20 protein-coding genes, 1 pseudogene and 2 other annotated features are annotated in these 20398 nt (G+C 36.3%); of the genes and pseudogenes, 15 read left to right on the top strand and 6 right to left on the bottom strand.

What is annotated here, in order from left to right; genetic code table 11:
- The 10 genes from MKY90_RS22320 (at nt 1) to MKY90_RS22275 (ending at nt 9483) form a co-directional block, all read left to right on the top strand.
- A complete protein-coding gene (locus MKY90_RS22320; protein WP_098167984.1) occupies nt 1-1134 on the top strand; it encodes a bifunctional cystathionine gamma-lyase/homocysteine desulfhydrase in 1134 nt (377 codons plus the stop codon).
- Nucleotides 1135-1393: 259 nt separating this feature from the next.
- Nucleotides 1394-3997 carry a bifunctional acetaldehyde-CoA/alcohol dehydrogenase gene (gene adhE, locus MKY90_RS22315; protein WP_098167985.1) on the top strand — a complete coding sequence of 868 codons (2604 nt, stop codon included), beginning with the start codon at nt 1394-1396 and terminating at the stop codon, nt 3995-3997.
- Nucleotides 3998-4123: 126 nt separating this feature from the next.
- Nucleotides 4124-4360 (top strand): YrhC family protein, encoded by a 237-nt coding sequence (locus tag MKY90_RS22310; RefSeq protein WP_002034123.1) that lies wholly within the window; start codon nt 4124-4126, stop codon nt 4358-4360.
- 147 nt (nt 4361-4507) lie between these two features.
- On the top strand, nt 4508-5455 hold the full coding sequence (locus tag MKY90_RS22305) for an ABC transporter substrate-binding protein (RefSeq protein ID WP_215599329.1): 948 nt from the start codon (nt 4508-4510) through the stop codon (nt 5453-5455).
- A 5-nt stretch (nt 5456-5460) separates the two neighbouring features.
- Nucleotides 5461-6489: a FecCD family ABC transporter permease gene (locus tag MKY90_RS22300; protein ID WP_002015259.1), complete on the top strand. Its 1029-nt coding sequence runs from the start codon at nt 5461-5463 to the stop codon at nt 6487-6489.
- The gene (locus MKY90_RS22295) at nt 6476-7294 is read left to right on the top strand and encodes an ABC transporter ATP-binding protein (protein ID WP_002129193.1); all 819 of its coding nucleotides are present in this window, start codon (nt 6476-6478) and stop codon (nt 7292-7294) included. Before MKY90_RS22300 ends, MKY90_RS22295 begins: the two co-directional genes overlap by 14 nt.
- Nucleotides 7261-7656 (top strand): ankyrin repeat domain-containing protein, encoded by a 396-nt coding sequence (locus MKY90_RS22290; protein WP_002129192.1) that lies wholly within the window; start codon nt 7261-7263, stop codon nt 7654-7656. The genes MKY90_RS22295 and MKY90_RS22290 overlap by 34 nt, the downstream gene beginning before the upstream one ends.
- A gap of 294 nt (nt 7657-7950) precedes the next feature.
- Nucleotides 7951-8478 carry a GNAT family N-acetyltransferase gene (locus tag MKY90_RS22285; RefSeq protein ID WP_002015253.1) on the top strand — a complete coding sequence of 176 codons (528 nt, stop codon included), beginning with the start codon at nt 7951-7953 and terminating at the stop codon, nt 8476-8478.
- Nucleotides 8479-8536: 58 nt separating this feature from the next.
- Entirely contained in the window at nt 8537-8995 is a 459-nt protein-coding gene (locus tag MKY90_RS22280) for a GNAT family N-acetyltransferase (protein WP_002015252.1), read from the top strand.
- Nucleotides 8996-9105: 110 nt separating this feature from the next.
- Nucleotides 9106-9483: a MaoC/PaaZ C-terminal domain-containing protein gene (locus MKY90_RS22275; protein WP_002015250.1), complete on the top strand. Its 378-nt coding sequence runs from the start codon at nt 9106-9108 to the stop codon at nt 9481-9483.
- A 39-nt stretch (nt 9484-9522) separates the two neighbouring features.
- Here the strand turns inward: MKY90_RS22275 and MKY90_RS22270 are convergent, their stop codons facing one another.
- A complete protein-coding gene (locus MKY90_RS22270; RefSeq protein ID WP_002015249.1) occupies nt 9523-10068 on the bottom strand; it encodes a helix-turn-helix domain-containing protein in 546 nt (181 codons plus the stop codon).
- A 156-nt stretch (nt 10069-10224) separates the two neighbouring features.
- On the opposite strand from MKY90_RS22270, the gene MKY90_RS22265 reads away from it, so the two are divergent.
- Together MKY90_RS22265 and MKY90_RS22260 are read left to right on the top strand one after the other, a co-directional pair.
- Nucleotides 10225-10629, top strand: coding sequence for a DoxX family protein (locus MKY90_RS22265; RefSeq protein ID WP_002015248.1), 405 nt, complete (start codon nt 10225-10227; stop codon nt 10627-10629).
- A 21-nt stretch (nt 10630-10650) separates the two neighbouring features.
- The gene (locus MKY90_RS22260) at nt 10651-11508 is read left to right on the top strand and encodes a VOC family protein (RefSeq protein WP_098167987.1); all 858 of its coding nucleotides are present in this window, start codon (nt 10651-10653) and stop codon (nt 11506-11508) included.
- A gap of 16 nt (nt 11509-11524) precedes the next feature.
- On the opposite strand, the gene MKY90_RS22255 is transcribed toward MKY90_RS22260, so the two are convergent.
- The 3 genes from MKY90_RS22255 to MKY90_RS22245 all read right to left on the bottom strand — a co-directional run bounded on the left by MKY90_RS22255 (nt 11525) and on the right by MKY90_RS22245 (nt 17062).
- Nucleotides 11525-11839, bottom strand: coding sequence for a 4a-hydroxytetrahydrobiopterin dehydratase (locus MKY90_RS22255; RefSeq protein WP_002167644.1), 315 nt, complete (start codon nt 11837-11839; stop codon nt 11525-11527).
- Nucleotides 11820-13574: an aromatic amino acid hydroxylase gene (locus MKY90_RS22250; RefSeq protein ID WP_002167645.1), complete on the bottom strand. Its 1755-nt coding sequence runs from the start codon at nt 13572-13574 to the stop codon at nt 11820-11822. Before MKY90_RS22250 ends, MKY90_RS22255 begins: the two co-directional genes overlap by 20 nt.
- A 162-nt stretch (nt 13575-13736) precedes the next feature.
- Nucleotides 13737-13964, bottom strand: a binding site (T-box leader).
- 51 nt (nt 13965-14015) lie between these two features.
- Nucleotides 14016-14244: a binding site (T-box leader), on the bottom strand.
- A 70-nt stretch (nt 14245-14314) separates the two neighbouring features.
- Nucleotides 14315-17062 carry a S8 family peptidase gene (locus tag MKY90_RS22245; protein WP_341092565.1) on the bottom strand — a complete coding sequence of 916 codons (2748 nt, stop codon included), beginning with the start codon at nt 17060-17062 and terminating at the stop codon, nt 14315-14317.
- A 229-nt stretch (nt 17063-17291) separates the two neighbouring features.
- Between MKY90_RS22245 and MKY90_RS22240 the strand changes: the two genes are divergently transcribed.
- Entirely contained in the window at nt 17292-18530 is a 1239-nt protein-coding gene (locus tag MKY90_RS22240) for a TolB family protein (RefSeq protein ID WP_050000296.1), read from the top strand.
- 43 nt (nt 18531-18573) lie between these two features.
- Here the strand turns inward: MKY90_RS22240 and MKY90_RS22235 are convergent, their stop codons facing one another.
- Both MKY90_RS22235 and MKY90_RS22230 read right to left on the bottom strand, forming a co-directional pair.
- Nucleotides 18574-18696, bottom strand: coding sequence for a DUF4023 domain-containing protein (locus tag MKY90_RS22235; protein ID WP_000071861.1), 123 nt, complete (start codon nt 18694-18696; stop codon nt 18574-18576).
- A gap of 72 nt (nt 18697-18768) precedes the next feature.
- The gene (locus tag MKY90_RS22230; protein WP_002167648.1) at nt 18769-19107 is read right to left on the bottom strand and encodes a hypothetical protein; all 339 of its coding nucleotides are present in this window, start codon (nt 19105-19107) and stop codon (nt 18769-18771) included.
- A 169-nt stretch (nt 19108-19276) separates the two neighbouring features.
- Here MKY90_RS22230 and MKY90_RS22225 point away from each other — a divergent pair, with 169 nt between their 5' ends.
- Together MKY90_RS22225 and MKY90_RS22220 are read left to right on the top strand one after the other, a co-directional pair.
- Nucleotides 19277-19852, top strand: a complete 576-nt coding sequence (locus MKY90_RS22225) for a histidine phosphatase family protein (protein ID WP_002129176.1) — start codon at nt 19277-19279, stop codon at nt 19850-19852.
- A pseudogene (locus MKY90_RS22220) lies at nt 19853-20137 on the top strand (delta-aminolevulinic acid dehydratase); the annotation flags it as partial.
- Nucleotides 20138-20398 lie beyond the last annotated feature (261 nt).

The raw sequence follows: 20398 nt of genomic DNA, 5'->3' as shown, positions 1-20398 counted from the left end.
ATGAGAGCAAAGACAAAATTAATTCATGGTATTCGCATAGGAGAACCTTCAACTGGATCTGTAAACGTACCGATTTATCAAACAAGTACGTATAAACAAGAAGCAGTTGGTAAGCATCAAGGATATGAATATTCACGTACAGGCAACCCAACACGTGCAGCTTTAGAAGAAATGATTGCTGTATTAGAAAACGGTCATGCTGGATTTGCATTTGGTTCAGGAATGGCTGCTATTACAGCAACAATTATGTTGTTCTCAAAAGGAGATCACGTCATTTTAACAGATGATGTTTATGGCGGAACGTACCGTGTTATTACGAAAGTATTAAACCGCTTCGGTATTGAGCATACATTTGTAGATACAACAAACCTAGAGGAAGTTGTAGAAGCGATTCGTCCAAATACGAAAGCGATTTATGTAGAAACACCAACGAACCCATTACTAAAAATTACTGATATTAAGAAAATATCTGCTCTTGCTAAAGAAAAAGATTTATTAACAATTATTGATAACACATTCATGACGCCATATTGGCAGTCGCCAATTTCTTTAGGAGCAGACATTGTGCTTCATAGTGCAACGAAATATTTAGGAGGACATAGTGACGTAGTTGCAGGCCTAGTAGTTGTAAATAGCCCGCAATTAGCAGAAGACCTTCACTTTGTACAAAACTCAACAGGAGGTATTCTTGGCCCACAAGATAGCTTCTTACTACTTCGTGGTTTAAAAACATTAGGAATTCGTATGGAGGAGCATGAAATAAATTCACGCGCAATTGCTGAGTTTTTAAATAACCATCCGAAAGTAAATAAAGTATATTATCCAGGTCTTGAATCACATCAAAATCATGAATTAGCAAAAGAACAGGCGAACGGATTTGGTGCAATCATCTCATTCGATGTAGATAGTGAAGAAACATTAAATAGAGTACTTGAGAAGTTACAGTACTTTACACTTGCTGAAAGTTTAGGAGCAGTAGAAAGTTTAATTTCGATTCCATCACAAATGACACATGCATCAATCCCAGCAGATCGCCGTAAAGAATTAGGAATTACAGATACATTAATTCGAATCTCTGTTGGTATTGAAGATGGAGAAGATTTAATTGAAGATTTGGCACAAGCACTAGCATAATAAAAATGCACTGCTAATATAGAGCAGTGCATTTTATTATATTAATTTGTGAAATATTTCACAAATTAGACATACACAAATGAAATGATTTCATGTATATTGAATTCATGAAATGTTATTCACGAACAAACTTGTGAAATGTTTCACAAACAATGAGATTCATGTAGGACGGTAACTCTATTTTTTTTCGCTAATCGGGACTTGTTATGACCTATAGGGACTTATAAAGACCGTGATAACAGAATAGGAGGAAATTTACATGGTAGTCAAAGAGAAAGTTGTAAATGAAATGCAAGAGGTAAAAGAGATGATTGATACGTTAGTAAATAACGGTCAAGAAGCTTTACAAGCATTAGAAAGTTTTACACAAGAGCAAATTGACAACATTGTTCATGAAATGGCGCTTGCGGGTGTCGATCAACATATGCCGCTTGCGAAATTGGCTGTTGAAGAAACGGGCCGTGGTGTCTATGAAGACAAATGCATAAAAAATATTTTTGCCACTGAATATATTTGGCATAGTATAAAGAAAGATAAAACGGTAGGAATTATTCATGAAGATCCTCATGAAGAAATAATAGAAATCGCAGAACCTGTCGGTGTAGTAGCTGGTGTAACGCCAGTAACGAACCCAACATCGACAACAATGTTTAAAGCATTAATCGCGATAAAAACGAGAAATCCAATTATTTTTGCATTTCATCCTTCTGCACAAAACTGTTCCGTTGCAGCGGCAAAAACAGTATATGATGCAGCAGTGAAAGCTGGTGCACCAAAGCATTGTATTCAATGGATTGAAAGACCTTCTGTGGAAGCAACGAAACAATTAATGAACCATGATGGTGTCGCACTCGTTCTAGCAACTGGAGGGGCTGGTATGGTGAAATCGGCTTATTCTACTGGTAAACCCGCGCTAGGTGTAGGGCCAGGTAATGTACCATGTTATATAGAGAAATCGGCACATGTAAAACGCGCTGTTAATGATTTAATTTTATCGAAAACATTTGATAACGGTATGATTTGTGCGTCAGAACAAGCCATCATTGTAGATAAGGAAATCTATAATGATGTTAAAGCAGAAATGATTGCAAATAATTGTTATTTTGTAACAGAGGAAGAGAGAAAGAAATTAGAAAAGCTTGTTATTAATGAAAATACATGTGCAGTAAATAGTGATATTGTGGGGAAATCAGCACAGTATATTGCTGAATTAGTAGGAATTACTGTACCTGAACATACAAAAATGCTTGTAGCTGAAATTAAAGGCATCGGAGCAGCGTATCCACTATCTCGTGAGAAACTGAGCCCAGTGTTAGCTTGTGTAAAAGCAAATTCATTAGAAGAAGGATTTACATATTGCGAAGAAATGTTAGAGCTTGGTGGCCTAGGGCATTCAGCGGTTATCCATTCTACAAATAAAGAAGTACAAAAACAATTTGGGTTACGTATGAAAGCCTGTCGTCTCATTGTAAATGCACCTTCATCACAAGGTGGAATTGGTGATATATATAATGGATTTATTCCATCACTTACGCTTGGTTGTGGCTCCTACGGGAAAAACTCAGTTTCCCAAAACGTAACGGCGACTCATTTATTAAATATAAAAAGGTTGGCAAATAGAAAAAAGAATATGCAGTGGTTCAAATTACCACCCAAAATTTATTTTGAAAAACATGCGACAGCATATTTAGCAAACATGCCTAACATTTCCCGCGCATTTATTGTAACGGATCCAGGGATGGTTGAGCACGGTTATGTAGATACAGTTACGCACTATTTACGTAAGCATGCAAATGATGTGAAAGTTGAAGTTTTCTTTGAAGTTGAGCCAGATCCATCAGATGAAACTGTATTTAAAGGTGCGGACATGATGAAAAGCTTTAAACCAGATGTAATTATCGCGCTTGGTGGCGGTTCAGCTATGGATGCAGCAAAAGGGATGTGGCTATTCTATGAGCACCCAGAAACGACATTCTATGGAATAAAACAGAAGTTTTTAGATATAAGAAAACGTACATGTAAGTATCCGAACTTGGGAAATAAAGCACAATTTGTTGCCATTCCAACAACATCAGGGACGGGATCAGAAGTGACGCCATTTGCGGTTATTACAGATAAGAAAAATAATATTAAATACCCGCTTGCGGATTATGAATTAACACCAGATGTAGCGATTGTTGATCCGCAATTTGTAATGACAGTACCACCTCATGTGACGGCAGATACTGGTATGGACGTATTAACACATGCAATTGAAGCGTATGTGTCTGTTCTGGCAAATGACTATACTGATGGTTTAGCATTAAAAGCAATTGATCTCGTATTTAAATATTTACCGAGAGCATATAAAGATGGAAATGATGAAGAAGCACGAGAAAAAATGCATAATGCTTCCGCAATCGCAGGGATGGCATTTGCAAATGCTTTCCTAGGTATTACTCATAGTTTAGCGCATAAAATTGGACCGGAATTCCATATTCCGCATGGACGTGCGAATGCAATTCTTATGCCGCACGTAGTTCGCTATAATGCTATTAAGCCAAGAAAACACGCATTGTTCCCAAAATATGAGCACTTTGTGGCTGATGAACGCTATGAACATATTGCGAGAATGCTCGGGCTTCCAGCAAGCTCAACAGCGGAAGGTGTGGAATCACTCGTCCAAGCAATTATTGAGCTTGGAAAAAGCTTAAATATAAATATGAGTATTGCAGGACAAGGAGTTGCTAAAGACCAATTTGAAGGGGTTGTTGGATTATTAGCAGAAAGAGCTTTTGAAGATCAATGTACAACAGCTAATCCAAAATTACCGCTCATTTCAGAGCTGAAGGAAATCTATATGGAAGCATATAAAGGCGTATAATAGATAAAAAAGAGCCGCGAGTAAGCGGCTCTTTTTTACTTTGGAAAACATCTCCCAGATTGGTTCTATTTACTTGTCTTTAAGCTTGATAGAATGTGATAAAGTGAGGATGGGAGTGATAAGCAGATGAAAGAATTACAAGAAAAAATAGCAGATTATACCCGGTTTGCACAAGTACTTTTAGCTATAAGTACATTTTTAATGATCGGTTTATTAATTCCAAGTGGAATAAAAAGTATGGTACAGTCTTTTGTTATGATGGGGAGTATTATTGTATTTTTAGTTCTTGCTTTTTTCTTCTTTAAGCGTGTTAGAACGATGCGTGATCAATTAGAGGAGAGCGAATATGAAGAAAATTGTTAAATAGGGCGCTACGAAAAGAAGAAATCTTTTTGTAGCGTTTTTTCATTTTTGTAGAAAATGTATGCGTTTCATATTGACAATGATAATCTTTATCAATTAAAGTAGAATAGTAGTTAATGATTATTATTATCAATTAGAGGTGAAAGAATGAACAAATCTATTACGCTGTTCACAGCGATCTTATCTATTTTTTTCTTATTAATAGGTTGCAGTGCAAAAGAAAACGAAAAAGCATCCGCAACAAAAACAGACAAAGGAACAGACAAAATCGAAATTACCGATCTCTCAGACAGAACGATAACATTCAATAAAGTTCCTGAAAGTTTTGCTACGTTGAGTATGGGAGACATGGATATTATTCATGCTTTAGGTGGAAAAATAGTAGGTCGTCCGGATACAAAATTAACTCTCCCAGAGGAATTAAAGAAAGCACAAGTAATCGGGAATGCACATCAACCGAATTTTGAGCAAATTGCTAGTTTAAAACCGGATGTACTTGTTGCTAACAATGGATTCCAAAAGAACATTCCAACGGTCGAAGGACAAGGAACAAAAGTAATCATTTCTTCAGCCAACTCTGTAAAAGATATTCAAAAGGGTATTGAAATGTATGGAACAGTAATGAAGAAAGAAGATAAAGCAAAAGAGCTTAACCAAAAAATTAATGATCAAATGAAGAAATATGAGAAAAAGAGTGACGTTAAAGCGTTGCTAGTTTATGGAGCACCAGGCACTTATTTAGCAGCATTACCAACATCTCTATCAGGGGATATTTTAGAAAAAACAGGCGGGAAAAATATCGCAGCTAGTTTTCCAGAAATGAAAGAGTATCCGCAATATGCACAGCTAAGTGTAGAACGTATTATTGAAGCAAATCCAGATGTGATTTATTTAATTACACATGGAGATCCCAATAGTGTGAAAAAAGCATTTGAAGGCGAAATGATGAAAAATGAAGCATGGAAAAATTTAGATGCAGTAAAACAAAATCGTGTAGTTATTTTACCACCAGATTTATTTGGATCAAATCCTGGGACAAAAGTTACAGAAGCGATGGACTTTATGTATAAAAGTATACAAGATGTAAGGAAATGATAAGTATGGAGAGTAGTGAAATAGTAAGAGAAAAGGAACATCCTTTTGCGAGAAAAAGGTGGATAATAACAGTTACTTTAGTCGTATTAACTGTTCTAGGTCTTTTTTATGGCCTTTTTGCAGGGAGCTTATCTTTTTCTTTACGAGACATTATAGAAGGTATACAAGATGAAGGTTCGACAGTTCATCGAATTGTATGGGATCTTCGTATACCGAGAGTGCTCGTTGGTTTTATAGTAGGAACGTGTTTAGCTGCATCAGGAGCATTATTGCAAGGGGTTATGAGAAATCCTCTTGCAGATCCTGGAATTATCGGAGTTTCATCAGGAGCAGGTCTTGTAGCAATTATAATCATGATTTTATTTCCTCAACATATGGCATTCTTACCACTAGGAGCGTTTTTAGGAGCTTTTATTACAGCAATGGTCATTTACGCACTATCATGGCAAAAGGGGGCGCCACCTTCACGAATTGTATTAGTAGGTGTTTCAATAAACGCCTTAATTGGTGCAGCGACTTCGGCGCTAATGTTATTACATAGCGACAAAGTACAATCAGTTTTACCGTGGTTAGCTGGTGGTATTGGTGGTGTTAGTTGGGCACATTTAAATATGATTATTTACTATGCGATATTCGCTATTATATTAGCTTTCTTCGGTATTAAACATATTCGAGTATTAATGCTTGGGGATGAAATGGCAAAATTATTAGGGTATAACGTGGAAAGAAGTCGGTTTTATTTAATAGTAGTAAGTACAATGTTAGCTGGAATAGCAGTTAGTGTTTCTGGTCTTATTGGATTTGTCGGTCTTGTTGTACCGCATATGTTACGTTTATTAGTTGGAAATGACTATAAATATTTACTGCCATTATCATGCCTTGGCGGTGGGATATTACTTGTTTTTGCGGATGCGATAGCTCGAAGTTGGTTCGATCCAATCGAATTGCCTGTTGGTATTTTATTGTCCTTCTTAGGTGGTCCGTTCTTCTTATATTTAATCCATAGAGGAGGAAAACAACGTGATTTCCGTTAACAAAGTGTTTTACGCACATTCTGAAAGATTTCAAATGCAAAATATGAATGTACATATTAAAGCTGGAGAAATCGTTAGTTTAATCGGCCCGAATGGATCGGGGAAATCTACTTTGCTTCGTTTAATAGCACGGCTACTTAAACAAAGCGAAGGAGACATCATTTTAGATGGGGAAAATATTTATACGATGAAGAGTGCAGATGTAGCGAAGCAATTAGCGATGTTACCACAAATGCACGATCATCAATTAGATTTAACAGTGAAAGAACTAATAGAGTTCGGAAGAGGTCCTCATAAATCATGGAGTAGTCGCTTAAATAAAGAAGATGAAGAAATTGTTGATTGGGCATTGTCTGTTACAAAGCTTGAAGGGTATGAATATCGTCTTTTACAATCCTTATCAGGAGGAGAAAGGCAGCGTGCTTGGATTGCAATGACGCTTGCACAACGCACAAATGTCTTACTATTAGATGAACCAACAACCTTTTTAGATATCGTCCATCAGTTAGAAGTAATGGAACTTGTTAAACGATTAAACGAAGAGTTTGGTATGACGATTGTAATGGTTTTACATGATATTAATCAAGCGGCTCAATATAGCGATCGTTTACTCGTATTAAAACAAGGGAAGATTCAGTATGATGGCGTACCAGAAGAAGTACTATGTCATCAAATGTTTCAGCGTGTATTTGGAATTGAAGTTGATATATTCCAAGGGAGTGACAAGCCATTTTTTACACCGAAACGAATTTGTGAAAAGGGAGAAGAGAGATGCAAACAGACGAGCGTATTACCACTGAGTTAGTAAGGGAATTTGTTATGGCAGCTCACGGAGATCTAGAAAGAGTACAGGAGCTTTTGGCCGAATCACCGAGCTTACTTCATGCTTCTTATAATTGGGGTGGCTCAGATTGGGAAAGTGCCTTAGGAGCAGCGGCCCATGTAGGCCGTAAAGATATTGCTCTTTATTTACTGGAAAAGGGAGCTCGGATGGATATTTTTGCAGCAGCTATGCTGGGTGAACTTGAAGTCGTACAAGCCATTTTAGTAGCACAACCAGAAGCATTACGTGCATCTGGCCCACATGGCATCTCTCTTCTTCAACATGCACGAATGGGTGGAGAAAAAGCTCAGCGTGTATTTGAGTACTTAACAGTGCTTTCTTAATGACCGCAAAGTTCTTATGTGCGGTAAACTTTCCACTCAAAGGATTGGAAGGTTTACCGCCCGTTAGAACGGGATAAGTATCTAGTATATTTGAAAATCCTACACCCCCTCAATTGTAGTTTTCTTTATACTAGTTATGATATGGATGCAGTAGACACTCTTTTGTCTACTGCTTTTTTTTGATATAATACACTTTTATAAGATTGAATTTTCTTTCTTTTTGGTAACTTTCTTGATATGAATTATTCAACACTTACGTAGTTTGAAATATGTTGTTATGTAATGAGGTTCAAAATGATGGGAGTGAATAAAAGAGTGTTCCATACAGATCGCTTACAATTTCGCAAATATACAATGGATGATTTACCATTTTATGCTTCTTTATGGGGGGATGAGAAGGTAATGCGCTATATTGGAAATGGAACGTTAAAAACATTTATGCAATGTAAAAAAAGTTTGGAGGAGAGGGTACTTCCAAATTATAAAAATGGTCTCGGTTTATTTGTAATGATTGAAAAGGAAACAGGGATAAGAATTGGTCATGCAGGACTTGTCAAGCAGAAGGTAGATGGAAAAGAGGAAATTGAGATTGGCTATTGGCTACTTCCTAAATATTGGGGGAAAGGGTATGCGAAAGAGGCTGCGGCGGCTTTTCGAGACTATGGTTTTCAAGCATTACAAATGAATAAATTAATTTCACTTATTAATCCGAACCACCCAGCTTCAATATTTGTTGCTAGAAAAACAGGGCTTAGTTATGAGAAAACAACTTCATTTCATGAGATGGATGTTCTCGTTTATTCCATTAAGCGGGTTGGATGAAAAAAGGTGAATTGCATTTTTTGGAGAATGGTATATAAAAAATAAAAGGAGGGATTACATGTATATTTATCATAATGGACTAATTATTCGTGAAGGAACGAATGGAGTGCCAGCATATGCGATTAAGACATTATTTGAAGATGCTGGCTGGAGTAATGATAATATCCCTTCTTGGCAAATTGAAAAGTTTACGATTGCATTTGAAAATTCAACATGGGCTTTCACAATTTGGGATGAAGAAGAAATGGTCGCGATGGTTAGAGTGATTTCTGATCAAATCATGGTTGCTAACATAGTAAATTTAGTTGTGAAGTGTGAGTATAGGGGGAAAGGGTTAGGTAAGAAACTTGTAGCTCTTTGTTTACAAAAGCTTCCGCATGGCGATTGGTTTGCGCATACGTCCGCTAACAATTTTGATTTTTATAGAAGTTGTGATTTTGAAGTAAGAGAGTTATCAAGAAATGGAACATGTGCGTACTATGGGTATCAAGTGGCAAAAAAGGAAGGGCATCGATAACTTATAAGGTAATAAAGAAAAAGGATTGTTATTTTAATAATATAAACTGAACTGAGACTCATTTTGTGGTAAAATAAAAGAAAATTCAGTTTATTAAACGGGGGATAAAAATGAATGTAAAAGTTGGGGATATATTTAAATACGAAAGAAGATTTACCGAGGAAGAAGTTTTTGAATTTGCAAATATTACAGGCGATAAAGGTAGACATCATATGGAATATGATGAGAATGGACGATTAATGGTCCATGGTTTATTGACTGCTAGCATTGGGACGAAAGTAGGCGAAGAGTTACATTACATAGCGAGGGAATTAGTAAGTGAGTTTATTAGACCAGTTTTTACAGGAGATACGGTTACTTGTGAATTAACTTTAACAAATATTGAGCAAATGGAAGGATATAAAAAAGTTTCAATTGAGTCAGTTTATCGCAATCAACATGAAAAGACCGTACTAGTTGGGACGAGTTATGGAATTATAAGGGAATAAAAAAGAAGCCTGTTACGAAACAGGCTTCTTTTTTATCGTTTAGTAAACACGTTTTCGATTTTCCGCATGACTAGAGATAAGTAATAATGCAGATTCTTCACCTATATTGCGAACAATATGAGGAACGCATGCATTCCAAGAGAAAGAATCACCTTCTTCTACAATCGCAATATCTTCTCCATGTTGAACTTCTAGTTTTCCGCGTAATACAAGATGACACTCTTCACCTTCATGAGCATTTGGTGAGTTTTCTTTCGGGAATCCGGCAGAAATTTCTACTAGAGATAGGCGGAGACCACCTTGCTCCGCAACATGCTCAATTCTTTGTTCATCTTTTCCATACACACTGTATTTACGCTCTTCTTTTTTTACAATTTTCAAACGATCTTTTTGTTCTAACAATAAATATGGAAGGGGAACATTTAAAAAATTAGCGATCATTTCTAAAGTTGAGATAGATGGTGATGTTTTATTGTTTTCAACCTGACTCATAAAGCCTTTAGAAAGACCTGTTCCTTCACAAATTTGGGCAATCGTAATTCCTCTACGTTGACGAATTTCACGAATCGCAGAACCGATATTCATAAAATCATGCTCCTTTTTGTAAACAACTATTTGTATCATAGCAAAAAAAAAATATTTTTTCTCATGAAAAATTAATTGACGAATAAAAATAATTAGTGTATGTTTTGTAATGTGAATAAAAGTTTTGTATAACAAAACTATAAAGGAGAGAAAGAAATGAATCAACATATTGGTAACTTAATTATTCGTATCGTGTTAGGGGTAACGTTCTTTATGCACGGTTTAACAAAATTCCAATCAGGAATTGACAATATTGCAGGGTGGTTTACAAGCATTGGTTTACCAGGAGGACTTGCATACGGTGTAGCAACAGTTGAATTAGTTGGAGGTCTATTGTTAATTCTAGGTTTAGGCGTAAGGTATATTGGCTTATTATTTGCACTTGTTATGGTTGGAGCGATTGTGAAAGTAAAATGGTCAGCTGGTTTGTTAGGAGACGGGAAAAATCCTGGATTTGAGTTAGAACTTGCATTATTAGCGATGGGTGCTTATTTATTTGTTGCGAAAGCTAATGGTTTTGTAGATAATTTCTTAAAAGAGAAAATGTTAAAGAAGAATTAATTAAAATGGGGGTATAACAAAATGGGCTTTCCACTTCATCCCGAAACAACACTTGGGGTTGTTCATTTATATGTATCAAATTTAAAGAAATCGCTAGAGTTTTATACAGAAGTATTGCGTATGAAGGTACTGGAAGAAAAAAGTACAATCGTTACGTTTGGTAATGAGGACAATGAGCCACTTCTCATAATAGAAGAAAAGGAAGATGCTCTTCCGAAGCAAAGAGGTCGAACTGGTTTATATCACTATGCAATTTTATTACCAAACAGACAAGACTTAGCAAATATTCTTCGGCATTTTGTTGAGAGAGTACACCCATTACATGGTGGGGCTGACCATTACTTTAGTGAAGCTCTTTATTTAGCTGATCCAGATGGAAACGGGATTGAAATTTATCATGATCGCCAAAAAGAAGTTTGGCATGATGAAAATGGAGAGCTACCATTTGTTAGTAACCCGTTAGACGGCGAAGGATTATTACAGCAAGGAAGTACATGGAATGGGTTCCCGGCTGGTACTGTGATGGGGCACATTCATTTACATGTAGCTGACTTAGAAGAAGCGAAACATTTCTATGTTGATGGCCTTGGTTTTGATGTAACGATTCCAGCTCGTAATGGAGCGTTGTTCGTATCAGCAGGTGGTTATCATCACCATATCGGTTTAAATACATGGCAGGGTGAAGGTATACCACCACAAATGCCAAATTCCGTTGGTTTGAAATATTTCGCAATTGTACTAGCAGATGAAAAACAAAAAGAGCAAGTGTGTGAAAGTTTAAAATATATTGGCGTAGTTGCTACGTATAAAGATGGAATATTACAGGCCAAGGATCCGTTTGGACATTGTATACATTTTAAAGTGAAAGGAGAAGCCTAAAAAGGCTTCTCTTTTTTCACTTTCTTATAATAGCTTTTTCATTTTGTAAAAATAGTTCATCAAATTGCTTTGCAAGGTCAAAATCTAGTTTCGTTAAACCTTTTGCATTCCATGATGACAAAGTAATAATGACTGCTTTATACTGGATAAGGATAAATGGGTGGTGATTATGTTCTTCTGATAGTTTGGCGGCTTCAGAGACAAATTCGACTCCTTTTAAGTAGTCGGAAAACATATATTTTCTTTCAATCCATTTTTCATCTTTCACTGTCCATTTATCCAGCTTTGTTAATTCCTCTTGTACTTCTTCATTAGTTAATCGTAGCATCATTTTTCACATCCTTTACCTGCAGTAACGCAAGACCATTGTTAATAAGACGTGTTACAGATTCTTCAGTTGTGAAAGTAGAAAGTTGTTGTAATAATGCTGCTGATGCTTCGTGTCCTTTGTTATGTTCTAAAAGCAATTCTAAAATTTCGAGACGAAGCAACCATTCTTTCGGATGAAATTTATTTAATACTTCTTGAATAGCTATTAATTGATCAGTATGAGTATCGTGTAAAATACTATCGTTACGTATATCTCGAACAGTTTGATACATACGTTCAAGCTTATTCAGTACAAGTGGATCAGGCGTTTCTTGTACTTCTTCATTCATCGGGAAAAATGCAGCCGCATCTGCCGCTCCTGGGAATACAGAAGTGATTTGTGAGCCGACAGCCATATCAAATGCTCCCCATGAAGGATCAAATAATAAGCGATCTTTATGAGTAACTGCACAATTTATAAAGGAGATAAGAGCAATTTTTTTATCATTCTTTACAATGTCTGTTACTGTTCCTTTTACATGAATGCCACTTGCAAAAGTAAACTCTGCACTGCTTCCAATTGTAATGCCTAATGATTGTAATTGTTCTTCTGTACAATTTTCTAATGCAATATCTCCATCTAGTAATCCGATTGGTGTCCCGAATCCATCGCTGTGCACAGATGTAGAATGATTTGCTAGTTGTTTATTATGAATTGCTAATGCAGTTGGTGAGCTTGTTCGTGTGTAAATAACTTCACCAGTATCATTTTTAATTGTCTCTGTAAATGTACCCGTAATTTGTAATCCACTACTTAGCTCAGTTGTAGCATGATTTTCGGAGCGGATTGCTTTTTCTAATCCTTCTGTTCCACCTGTTTTAAATGCCATCGTTGTAGAGAACTGCTCAAGGGCCTCAGTCAATTCTTCAAATGATTCACAAACAAATAGCTGTGGTTGCATTTTTGTTACATCATAAGTTGTCCCGGTGCAAGCTTCAATTGAGAATGGGACTTTCTTTACAGCGTTTGTTAAGCAATGCTTACTTTCACCGACAGAGGAAAGGAGACCAGCACCGTAAATTTTCGGATCATTTATATTGCCGATTAAGCCGTATTCCACTGTCCACCAGAATAAACGTGAAATTTGTTCTGCTTCTGATAAACCAGAAACTAAGTTTTGTTTTTCGATTACAGCATTTTCAGCAACTGCAACTTCTTCAGGTGTAGAAGTAGGGCTTTCTTTTACGATCGTTAATGTACGAACGGCTTCAAAAGCATCATGTTCTTCTTTTGTGGAGAAAGCTTTCGCTCCAATTTGTCCAAAGCGTTTCACATATTTTGCATATGTAGAATCAAGCAAAATCGGTGCGTGGCCTGCAGCTTCATGAACGATATCAGGAGCGGGTGTATACTCGATATTTTCTACTTTACGAATATCTGTTGCGATTGGTAGTAATCCATGCCCCTGAAAATCGAAGAATGCGACGCCGGGAATAAGTCCGTCAATCGTTACGGCACCCCAGCCGCTTGGTGCTAAACAGTCATTCATTTCTTCTACTTTTGGAATTGCATCTATATTAATACCAGATGATTGTAGTCCGTTAACATAGGATGGATGAGCAACATCTTTTAAGAAGCTATGGTTTTGTCTCATAATGTAACGCCAAACAGCGTGATTCACCGGTGTGTATTGATCATAATGCTGTGTGGATACGAATGGTTTTAAATGTGATGGAATTTCTTTTTTCTTTGTCATTTAGACGGCCTCCTTTTTCTCTATAAAAATGAATACCAGTTTTGTATAGCTTGTACCACCTCCTTTCAGAATTGTAAGCGCTTATAAAATCTTATCATAAGATTCGGAATTATTTAACAACTGTTTGTGTGAGAAATAGAAAAAGACCCTATCGGAAAATCCGATAGGGGCGAAAAAATCGCGGTACCACCCTATTTGTAAGTGAAAATATACTTACATCTCAACTAATGATAACGGAAAAATCCCGTCTTTTCCTTCATGCATAAAAGCACTACGAAAAAGAAGCTCCAGAATTGTAATTCGTACTTATATATGTACTAATTCCCACCGACCATTAGCTCTCTGAAACAGGGATACAAGATACTACTGCGATTCTTTCAACGCGTATATATGAAGTTATTTAAAAGGGAAGGACGCAAAAAAGCCCCTATCGGAAAATCCGATAGGGACGATAAAAATCGCGGTACCACCCTATTTGTAAACAATTAATTGTTTACCACTTACTTTAAGATAACGGAAAGATCCGTCTTTCTCTTCATGCATAAAAAGCATTACGGGAAAGAAGCTCCAGAATTGTAATTCACGCTTGTATATGTACTGATTCGCACCAACCATCAGTTCTCTGAGACAGGGATATAAGTCGCTACTAGTATTCCTTCAAAGCCGATATATAATTCGTTCAACTAAACTATGTTTTGTATTATAAAACTATATTTAAAAGCTTGTCAACAATAATTTTATTATTTCACTTCTAAATCGACGTTTAAATTAGATTTATTTCCAGCTGCATCGGTTGCTACAATATGAATTGTATTCTTTCCTTGTTGTAATTGACTACGATCGAAATAAATTTCATAGTTTTTCTCCCAAGGATTTAGGTATGCACTTTCCCATGCTCCATTTCCGTTAATTTCATACTGTATCGTTACGGGATGTCCTGGAGCAACCCATCCGGATTCTGCCATCCAATCCAAAAGTATATCATCTACTTTACCTCTAATTACGAGGTTTTCTTGATCTACTTCAGACGATAATTTCGGTGCAGTACGATCGACAAACACAGCTCCTGTCTGTTTCGTTTCTCCACCAGAGTTAGAAGCAACAGCTTCGATTTGGTATAAGCCATCAGGTAGAGGAGATCCGTCGGTTTTCGTACCATTCCATTTGAAAGATTTATAACCAGGTGTTTCGTTTTTACCTTGATGTATCATGCCTTGATATGTTACACGGTCTTTCGTAATTAAATTAGCGTGAAATGTTACATCCTCCACTGGTGTAACTAAATAGTAATTGATCAGGTTGTCATCTAGTATTCCATCATTATTTGGACTAAAAGTAGAATTAACGATTTCAAGACCATCAATACGTTTGTATTCTTTCGGATCAATGCTAAACGTAAATGGAATACGCATTTCTTCAGTCTTACCTTGCTCTTTCACATATAGATTTCCCGTATATACACCTTGTGGTAAGGAGCTATCTACATTAATAGTAAAAGGCTTTTCGATGTTACTATTAGGTTTCACACTAATAGAAGAAGAGAAAGAAGTCTGGACTTTTGTTTTTGTATCTAGTAATTCAATGCGAGTTGAAAAGTTTTTCTTTTTGTTAGAAAGATTTTGTAATGTAATATTTTGTGTTAACTTCACTTTTCCGCTATTAGGTTTAATAAGACCGAAACTTACATTGTTAGGTTTCACTAATGCATCTGTTTGGGCTGCTTTTGGAATGTTAATTAAACCAGATCCTTGTGCCATGACAGGATATGTATTTTCATTGACATCCTTTAATGTTTTTGCAGTGTTGGCAAGAGCTGCTTTCAATTGTTCTGTCGTCCAATCAGGATGCATTTGACGCAGCAGGGCAACGGCTCCCGCCACTTGTGGCGCAGCCATACTTGTTCCGTTGTGAGATTCATAGCCACCTCTCGGCACTGTACTAGTAATTTGTACTCCAGGTGCAACAATATCAGGCTTTATTAGCCAACTACCTTGTGATGGTCCTCTTGAACTAAAGTTACCAATAAGTTCTGTTTGCTTTGGTTGTCCAATTTTTATATTTTTCTTTCGTTTTGTAATTAAAGTTTTTAACTCTTCGCCATTTGTATTTGATAGTTGCATAACTGGAAGAGCTACATCTTCACGTGCAAAATATTCGGGCATAAGATTAATTTCTTTTTCGTTAGAAATTAGTAGCACGCCAAGAGCGCCAGCTTGTTTCGCTTGTTTTGCTTTTACTAACGTGCTTGAAGTTCCTTGTAAAACAAGGGCGAACTTACCTTTCACATCTTGTTTAGCGTAATCACTTGAATTACCGTAGCCAACATATACAAGCTGAGCATCGTTGCCTACTTGGAAATCTGATTTTGATAACGGTAATCCTTGGTAAGATTTATTGGAACCAGCTACTTGGAATGTTGGAAATGGAATAGAAACAGTAGATGCACCAACAGAGATGACACTACTTGCGTTACCAGGAGCGTCAACAGACCAAGGTTTTGGTCCATCATTTCCATTTGAGACGACTGCAGTAACACCAAGTTTTGCTGCGCGTTCTAACGTCATTGTTACAGGTTGATCAGGTACATTCAAATCTTGACCAAGAGATAGATTTAAAACATCGGCACCATCTTGAATAGCTCGCTCAATACCTTGAATAATATCATCGGTCGTACCGGTACCACCATCATTCATGACACGGTAAGCGAGTATAGAAGCATTCGGAGCAATCCCCTTTATTTTTCCGTTACCCGCAATAATTCCAGCAACATGGGTACCGTGGACATTTCCATCCATCGGATCATTATCTTCATCGACTGTATCATAGCCACCGATATAATTTGCTTGTAAATCAGGATGGGTATAGTCGACACCTGAATCGATAATAGCGACTTTCATCCCTTTTCCATCAAGGGGTTTGCCAGTCGGATCTTTTAAATTCCAAGCTTCAGGTGCACCAACTGTAGGGCCTCCAACGTTTGGTGTTTCTTGATCTGCTAGGCTTTTTGACGTTTCATGTAATTTATATGTTAAGTTCGGATAAATTGCTTTTACTTCAGGTAAAGAAGCTAGAGCGGCAATTTGATCCCCTGGGATAGAAATAGAAAATCCAGAAAATAACGTACTATACGTTTCTTTTATGGTTGCTTTTGGTGCTTTTTCTTTTATTTTCTTTGTTGTATCCTCTTGTGCTTTTTTTAGTTGTGCATGGTATGATTGCACATTGCTATTTTGTAGGTCCGGAGCATGTTGAATGTTACTTTGTGAAGCGAGTGGAGCCTGCTGCAATTCTACAATAACTGAAATTTCTTTTGATGTTTTTGTTTCAACATTTTGCGCGATTTTGTTTTCTCCCCATTGTTCAATATTTGCTTTTAACTGTGGACTAAATTGCTTCTCTTTGTGCAGTGATTCAGCATGGGCGCTTAATGCTCCAAAGCTCGAAAAGACGAGCGCCATACTTAATAGTGTTGATGTAGTTTTCTTCATTGAAACTCCCTTTAATAAAAAGTGCCAATTTTCTGAAAATAAATATTACATTTTTATCGTTAATTATAGGAACGGATGTTGGCTAAACTATACATTCGACATAATTCATACCAAACCTCTTTGAATTGAAAATTTCTTGGGAAATTTTTTGGAATTATGTCGAATGGCTAAAATTTGCATACAGTAAGCGGAATATGAGGAATGCTAAAGGGGGAAATGGGGGTGCTATATGAAAAGGTTTATAGTAAGTGGAATCGTAATTTTGTTCCTTTTTTTCTGTTCAAGTTCTATTACTAGCGCAGAAAACAATGGAGTAAAAGTTGCCTTTATTCGTAATCATAATCTATGGATTAAAGTCGGTGAAAAAGAAAAACAAATTACAAAAGGAGAGTACATAACAGGGCCGAAATGGTCACATAATGGAGAATGGCTTGCATATGCAAAAGGAAAGAAGCGAAACCACTTTGAACTGTATCGGCTAAAAGATGGAAAGAAAGTTAGACCATCTCAATCAGAAGCATCGAATTATCAATGGTCACCAACAGAGAATATAATTGCATTTGTATTTGCACGCACATTAAATACATTTGATGCTGAAAAAAAGAAAGCAGATTTTGAAAACGTAGCTAATGGTGTAGGTGACTATGCATGGTATCCTGATGGTAAGAAGTTTCTTGTATCATCAGAAGCGTACTTGCTTCCAACAGGATGGACAGGTGCTCAGTTATATGAAATACAAAAGGATGCAAATATGAATCCTCATAAGATGAAGCATTTATATGCACTACCGAATGAGCATGATGACTTTTTGGCATTAGTTGGAAGTGGATTTAATTGGTCGCCAGATCAAAAATGGATTTCGTTTTTGGCAGTACCAACAGCTTCTTTGTCAGCTGATAGTAATACCCTTTGCTTAATTCGATCAGACGGCAGTCGTTTTGAAACAGTAGATCAAATGTTATTAAACACACAATGGTTCAAATGGGCGCCATCAAAAAATATATTAGCCTATATTGAAGGAAGCGGGAGAGTTGCTTTAGAGAATAAGCATTTAAAAATAAAAGAATTGCCGGCTCTCCAGCAAAATACATTTACTCCAAAAGGCTATGTTGATTGGGATTTCACATGGAAGAACGAGAATGTAATTATCGTTTCAAGGGCAAAGGAAGCAGAGCTATCGGTCCCTCTAGAAAAAAGGCCACTACCATCTTTATATGAAATAAATAGTACAACAGATGAACAACATCAAATTACAAAGCCATCCAATAGCCAAGGCGATTATAACCCTATTTTTAGTAAGAAAAGCAACCAATTAATGTGGCTCCGTTCAAATCGTAAGAAAGCTGATGTATGGCTTGCTCATAACGATGGAAAACATGAAAAGAAATGGATTGAAAATATAGATGTACCAGAGTGGTATTATGAGAAATGGAATTGGGAAGATGTCGTTTCGGTTAAAGACGAGTAAAAAAACCTGCCTGAAATATAATTTCCAGGTAGGTTTTTCAATGTTATTTATGTGTTTTATTTGGCTTTTTTTTCGCAGGGTTTCCGTTCCCTTGGCGCTTTCTATTTTGTTCATCTTTTGCTTGTTTTTCATGTAATGTATCTAAAAAGTCATTTGAGTTACTCATTTTTATATCTCTCCTTTTTTCATTGCGTCCTAGTTACTATAACCATTTAGGAGGATAATCATGAGATAAAAGTTAAGCGCTTAGTTTTCTTCGGTAGTATAAGTAAAATAGTCCATACGTAATGAATAACATAAGTAAAACTTGTAACTCTACATTTTCTTTTAAAATAGTTGCGACAGAAGATGGTAAGTAAGGTGATGTATCGCTCGTTCCTAAACCTAACCATTTGTTTAAGAGGTTAATGATACAAAATATGAAAACACCGGACCAGCTTGCGATAATTGCTTTTTGTTTAATTTTTGTTTCACGCTCATCATCTGTAATCCAAGGATTAGCAGTTTTATCACTATTAAAAAAGCCATTTATGTATCCCCATATGATCATTCCCATAAAGACGATAATCCATTTCATATTTGTAATCCTCCTCTTCTTGTAAAAAATATTTTACATATATAATTGTAATATTTTCCAAATGTTGATGTCAAACACTTTTTACATTCTACTTTTTAAAATAGCAGGAGTAAAGAAAAAAATAGGGAAGAAATATGTGAGAACATTTTCTAGTGAGAGGAAGAGGAGAATGAAACTTATTTTTGTTCGGCATGGTGAAGGTGAACATACGAAAGATTTACCATTAAGTTTACAAGCAGTGAATCCGCCATTGACGGGCGTGGGAAAGAAGCAGGCTGAATTGCTTCAGTGCGATGTACCATTACAAGAAAAGGATATATTAATCGCTAGTCCTACACTTCGAACTTTACAAACTGCGACAATATGGAGTGCGGAAGTTGCTTGTCAAAAAATTGTTCACCCATATATATCCCCGCGAATTTTTCCTTATCGGGAATCCGCCAAAACATTACCGTGCGATCAATTGTTAGATCGAAAGATAATACAAAACTTATTTCCACATTTTTCATTAGAAGAAAGTAGAAATGAATTGTTATGGAATGAGGGAGTCAATATCATCTTGGAGATGGAATTTCAGCAAATAGTAGATGAATTTCTGCACTGGTGCTATCAGTTAAAAGCAGAAAAAATTTGTATCGTTGCACACGATGGAACAATTACAGCGTATAGGCAATATTTACAGAAAGTCGCTTTAACTAGAGCTGATTTTTTGAAAGAAACGGGTATATATGAAATGGACTTATAGGAGAGGAAATTTGTAATGGAAGAGTTAGGAGAAGATGTGTACGACTTAAATGAGCCGAGAGTATACTTTAGCGTAGCGGAAATTAAGCAATATGCAAAATTGCATATTACACATATTGTAAATGGTTGGTATAAGTTTGGGGGGGTGAAACTAGTAGAATCCTTTTTATATAGTGGTGTAAAATCATATGTTGGATTGATAGATTATGTAGATGGAAATGTAGCACTTATGTTTACAATACGCCTATTTTACGGGTTTATTAACCATGACAAAACGTTAGAATAAGTTGTTCGAGAAGCGAGGTTAACCGATGAGGAGACATGTACATTTGGAGTATATAAACAATATGAAACGGATTTATTCTATATTCGAATGAATGCGTTTCACATTTAACTCACAGTTTTTTTACATTTTCTTCAATGAAAATGATTATCACATGTGGTATGATATGTTCAAGTTTTTACAGGTAATAAAAGTTACTATATAAACGTTAGTATGTAATGTTTTTTATGTATGTCACAAATTATTCACGATTAACGTTTTAAA

The organism is Bacillus sp. FSL P2-0099 (assembly GCF_038007445.1).
GTDB lineage: Bacteria > Bacillota > Bacilli > Bacillales > Bacillaceae_G > Bacillus_A > Bacillus_A mycoides.
The sequence above is the reverse complement of the archived record's forward strand: the minus strand, read 5'-3'. Positions and strand labels throughout refer to the sequence as shown.

Bases quoted from the DNA above. Each gene is read 5' to 3' on its own strand.
- MKY90_RS22320 (WP_098167984.1), top strand. From the start codon at position 1: ATGAGAGCAAAGACAAAATTAATTCATGGTATTCGCATAGGAGAACCT.
- adhE (WP_098167985.1), top strand. From the start codon at position 1,394: ATGGTAGTCAAAGAGAAAGTTGTAAATGAAATGCAAGAGGTAAAAGAG.
- MKY90_RS22310 (WP_002034123.1), top strand. From the start codon at position 4,124: ATGAAAGAATTACAAGAAAAAATAGCAGATTATACCCGGTTTGCACAA.
- MKY90_RS22305 (WP_215599329.1), top strand. From the start codon at position 4,508: ATGAACAAATCTATTACGCTGTTCACAGCGATCTTATCTATTTTTTTC.
- MKY90_RS22300 (WP_002015259.1), top strand. From the start codon at position 5,461: ATGGAGAGTAGTGAAATAGTAAGAGAAAAGGAACATCCTTTTGCGAGA.
- MKY90_RS22290 (WP_002129192.1), top strand. From the start codon at position 7,261: ATGCAAACAGACGAGCGTATTACCACTGAGTTAGTAAGGGAATTTGTT.
- MKY90_RS22285 (WP_002015253.1), top strand. From the start codon at position 7,951: ATGATGGGAGTGAATAAAAGAGTGTTCCATACAGATCGCTTACAATTT.
- MKY90_RS22280 (WP_002015252.1), top strand. From the start codon at position 8,537: ATGTATATTTATCATAATGGACTAATTATTCGTGAAGGAACGAATGGA.
- MKY90_RS22275 (WP_002015250.1), top strand. From the start codon at position 9,106: ATGAATGTAAAAGTTGGGGATATATTTAAATACGAAAGAAGATTTACC.
- MKY90_RS22270 (WP_002015249.1), bottom strand. From the start codon at position 10,068: ATGAATATCGGTTCTGCGATTCGTGAAATTCGTCAACGTAGAGGAATT.
- MKY90_RS22265 (WP_002015248.1), top strand. From the start codon at position 10,225: ATGAATCAACATATTGGTAACTTAATTATTCGTATCGTGTTAGGGGTA.
- MKY90_RS22260 (WP_098167987.1), top strand. From the start codon at position 10,651: ATGGGCTTTCCACTTCATCCCGAAACAACACTTGGGGTTGTTCATTTA.
- MKY90_RS22255 (WP_002167644.1), bottom strand. From the start codon at position 11,839: ATGATGCTACGATTAACTAATGAAGAAGTACAAGAGGAATTAACAAAG.
- MKY90_RS22250 (WP_002167645.1), bottom strand. From the start codon at position 13,574: ATGACAAAGAAAAAAGAAATTCCATCACATTTAAAACCATTCGTATCC.
- MKY90_RS22245 (WP_341092565.1), bottom strand. From the start codon at position 17,062: ATGAAGAAAACTACATCAACACTATTAAGTATGGCGCTCGTCTTTTCG.
- MKY90_RS22240 (WP_050000296.1), top strand. From the start codon at position 17,292: ATGAAAAGGTTTATAGTAAGTGGAATCGTAATTTTGTTCCTTTTTTTC.
- MKY90_RS22235 (WP_000071861.1), bottom strand. From the start codon at position 18,696: ATGAGTAACTCAAATGACTTTTTAGATACATTACATGAAAAACAAGCA.
- MKY90_RS22230 (WP_002167648.1), bottom strand. From the start codon at position 19,107: ATGAAATGGATTATCGTCTTTATGGGAATGATCATATGGGGATACATA.
- MKY90_RS22225 (WP_002129176.1), top strand. From the start codon at position 19,277: ATGAAACTTATTTTTGTTCGGCATGGTGAAGGTGAACATACGAAAGAT.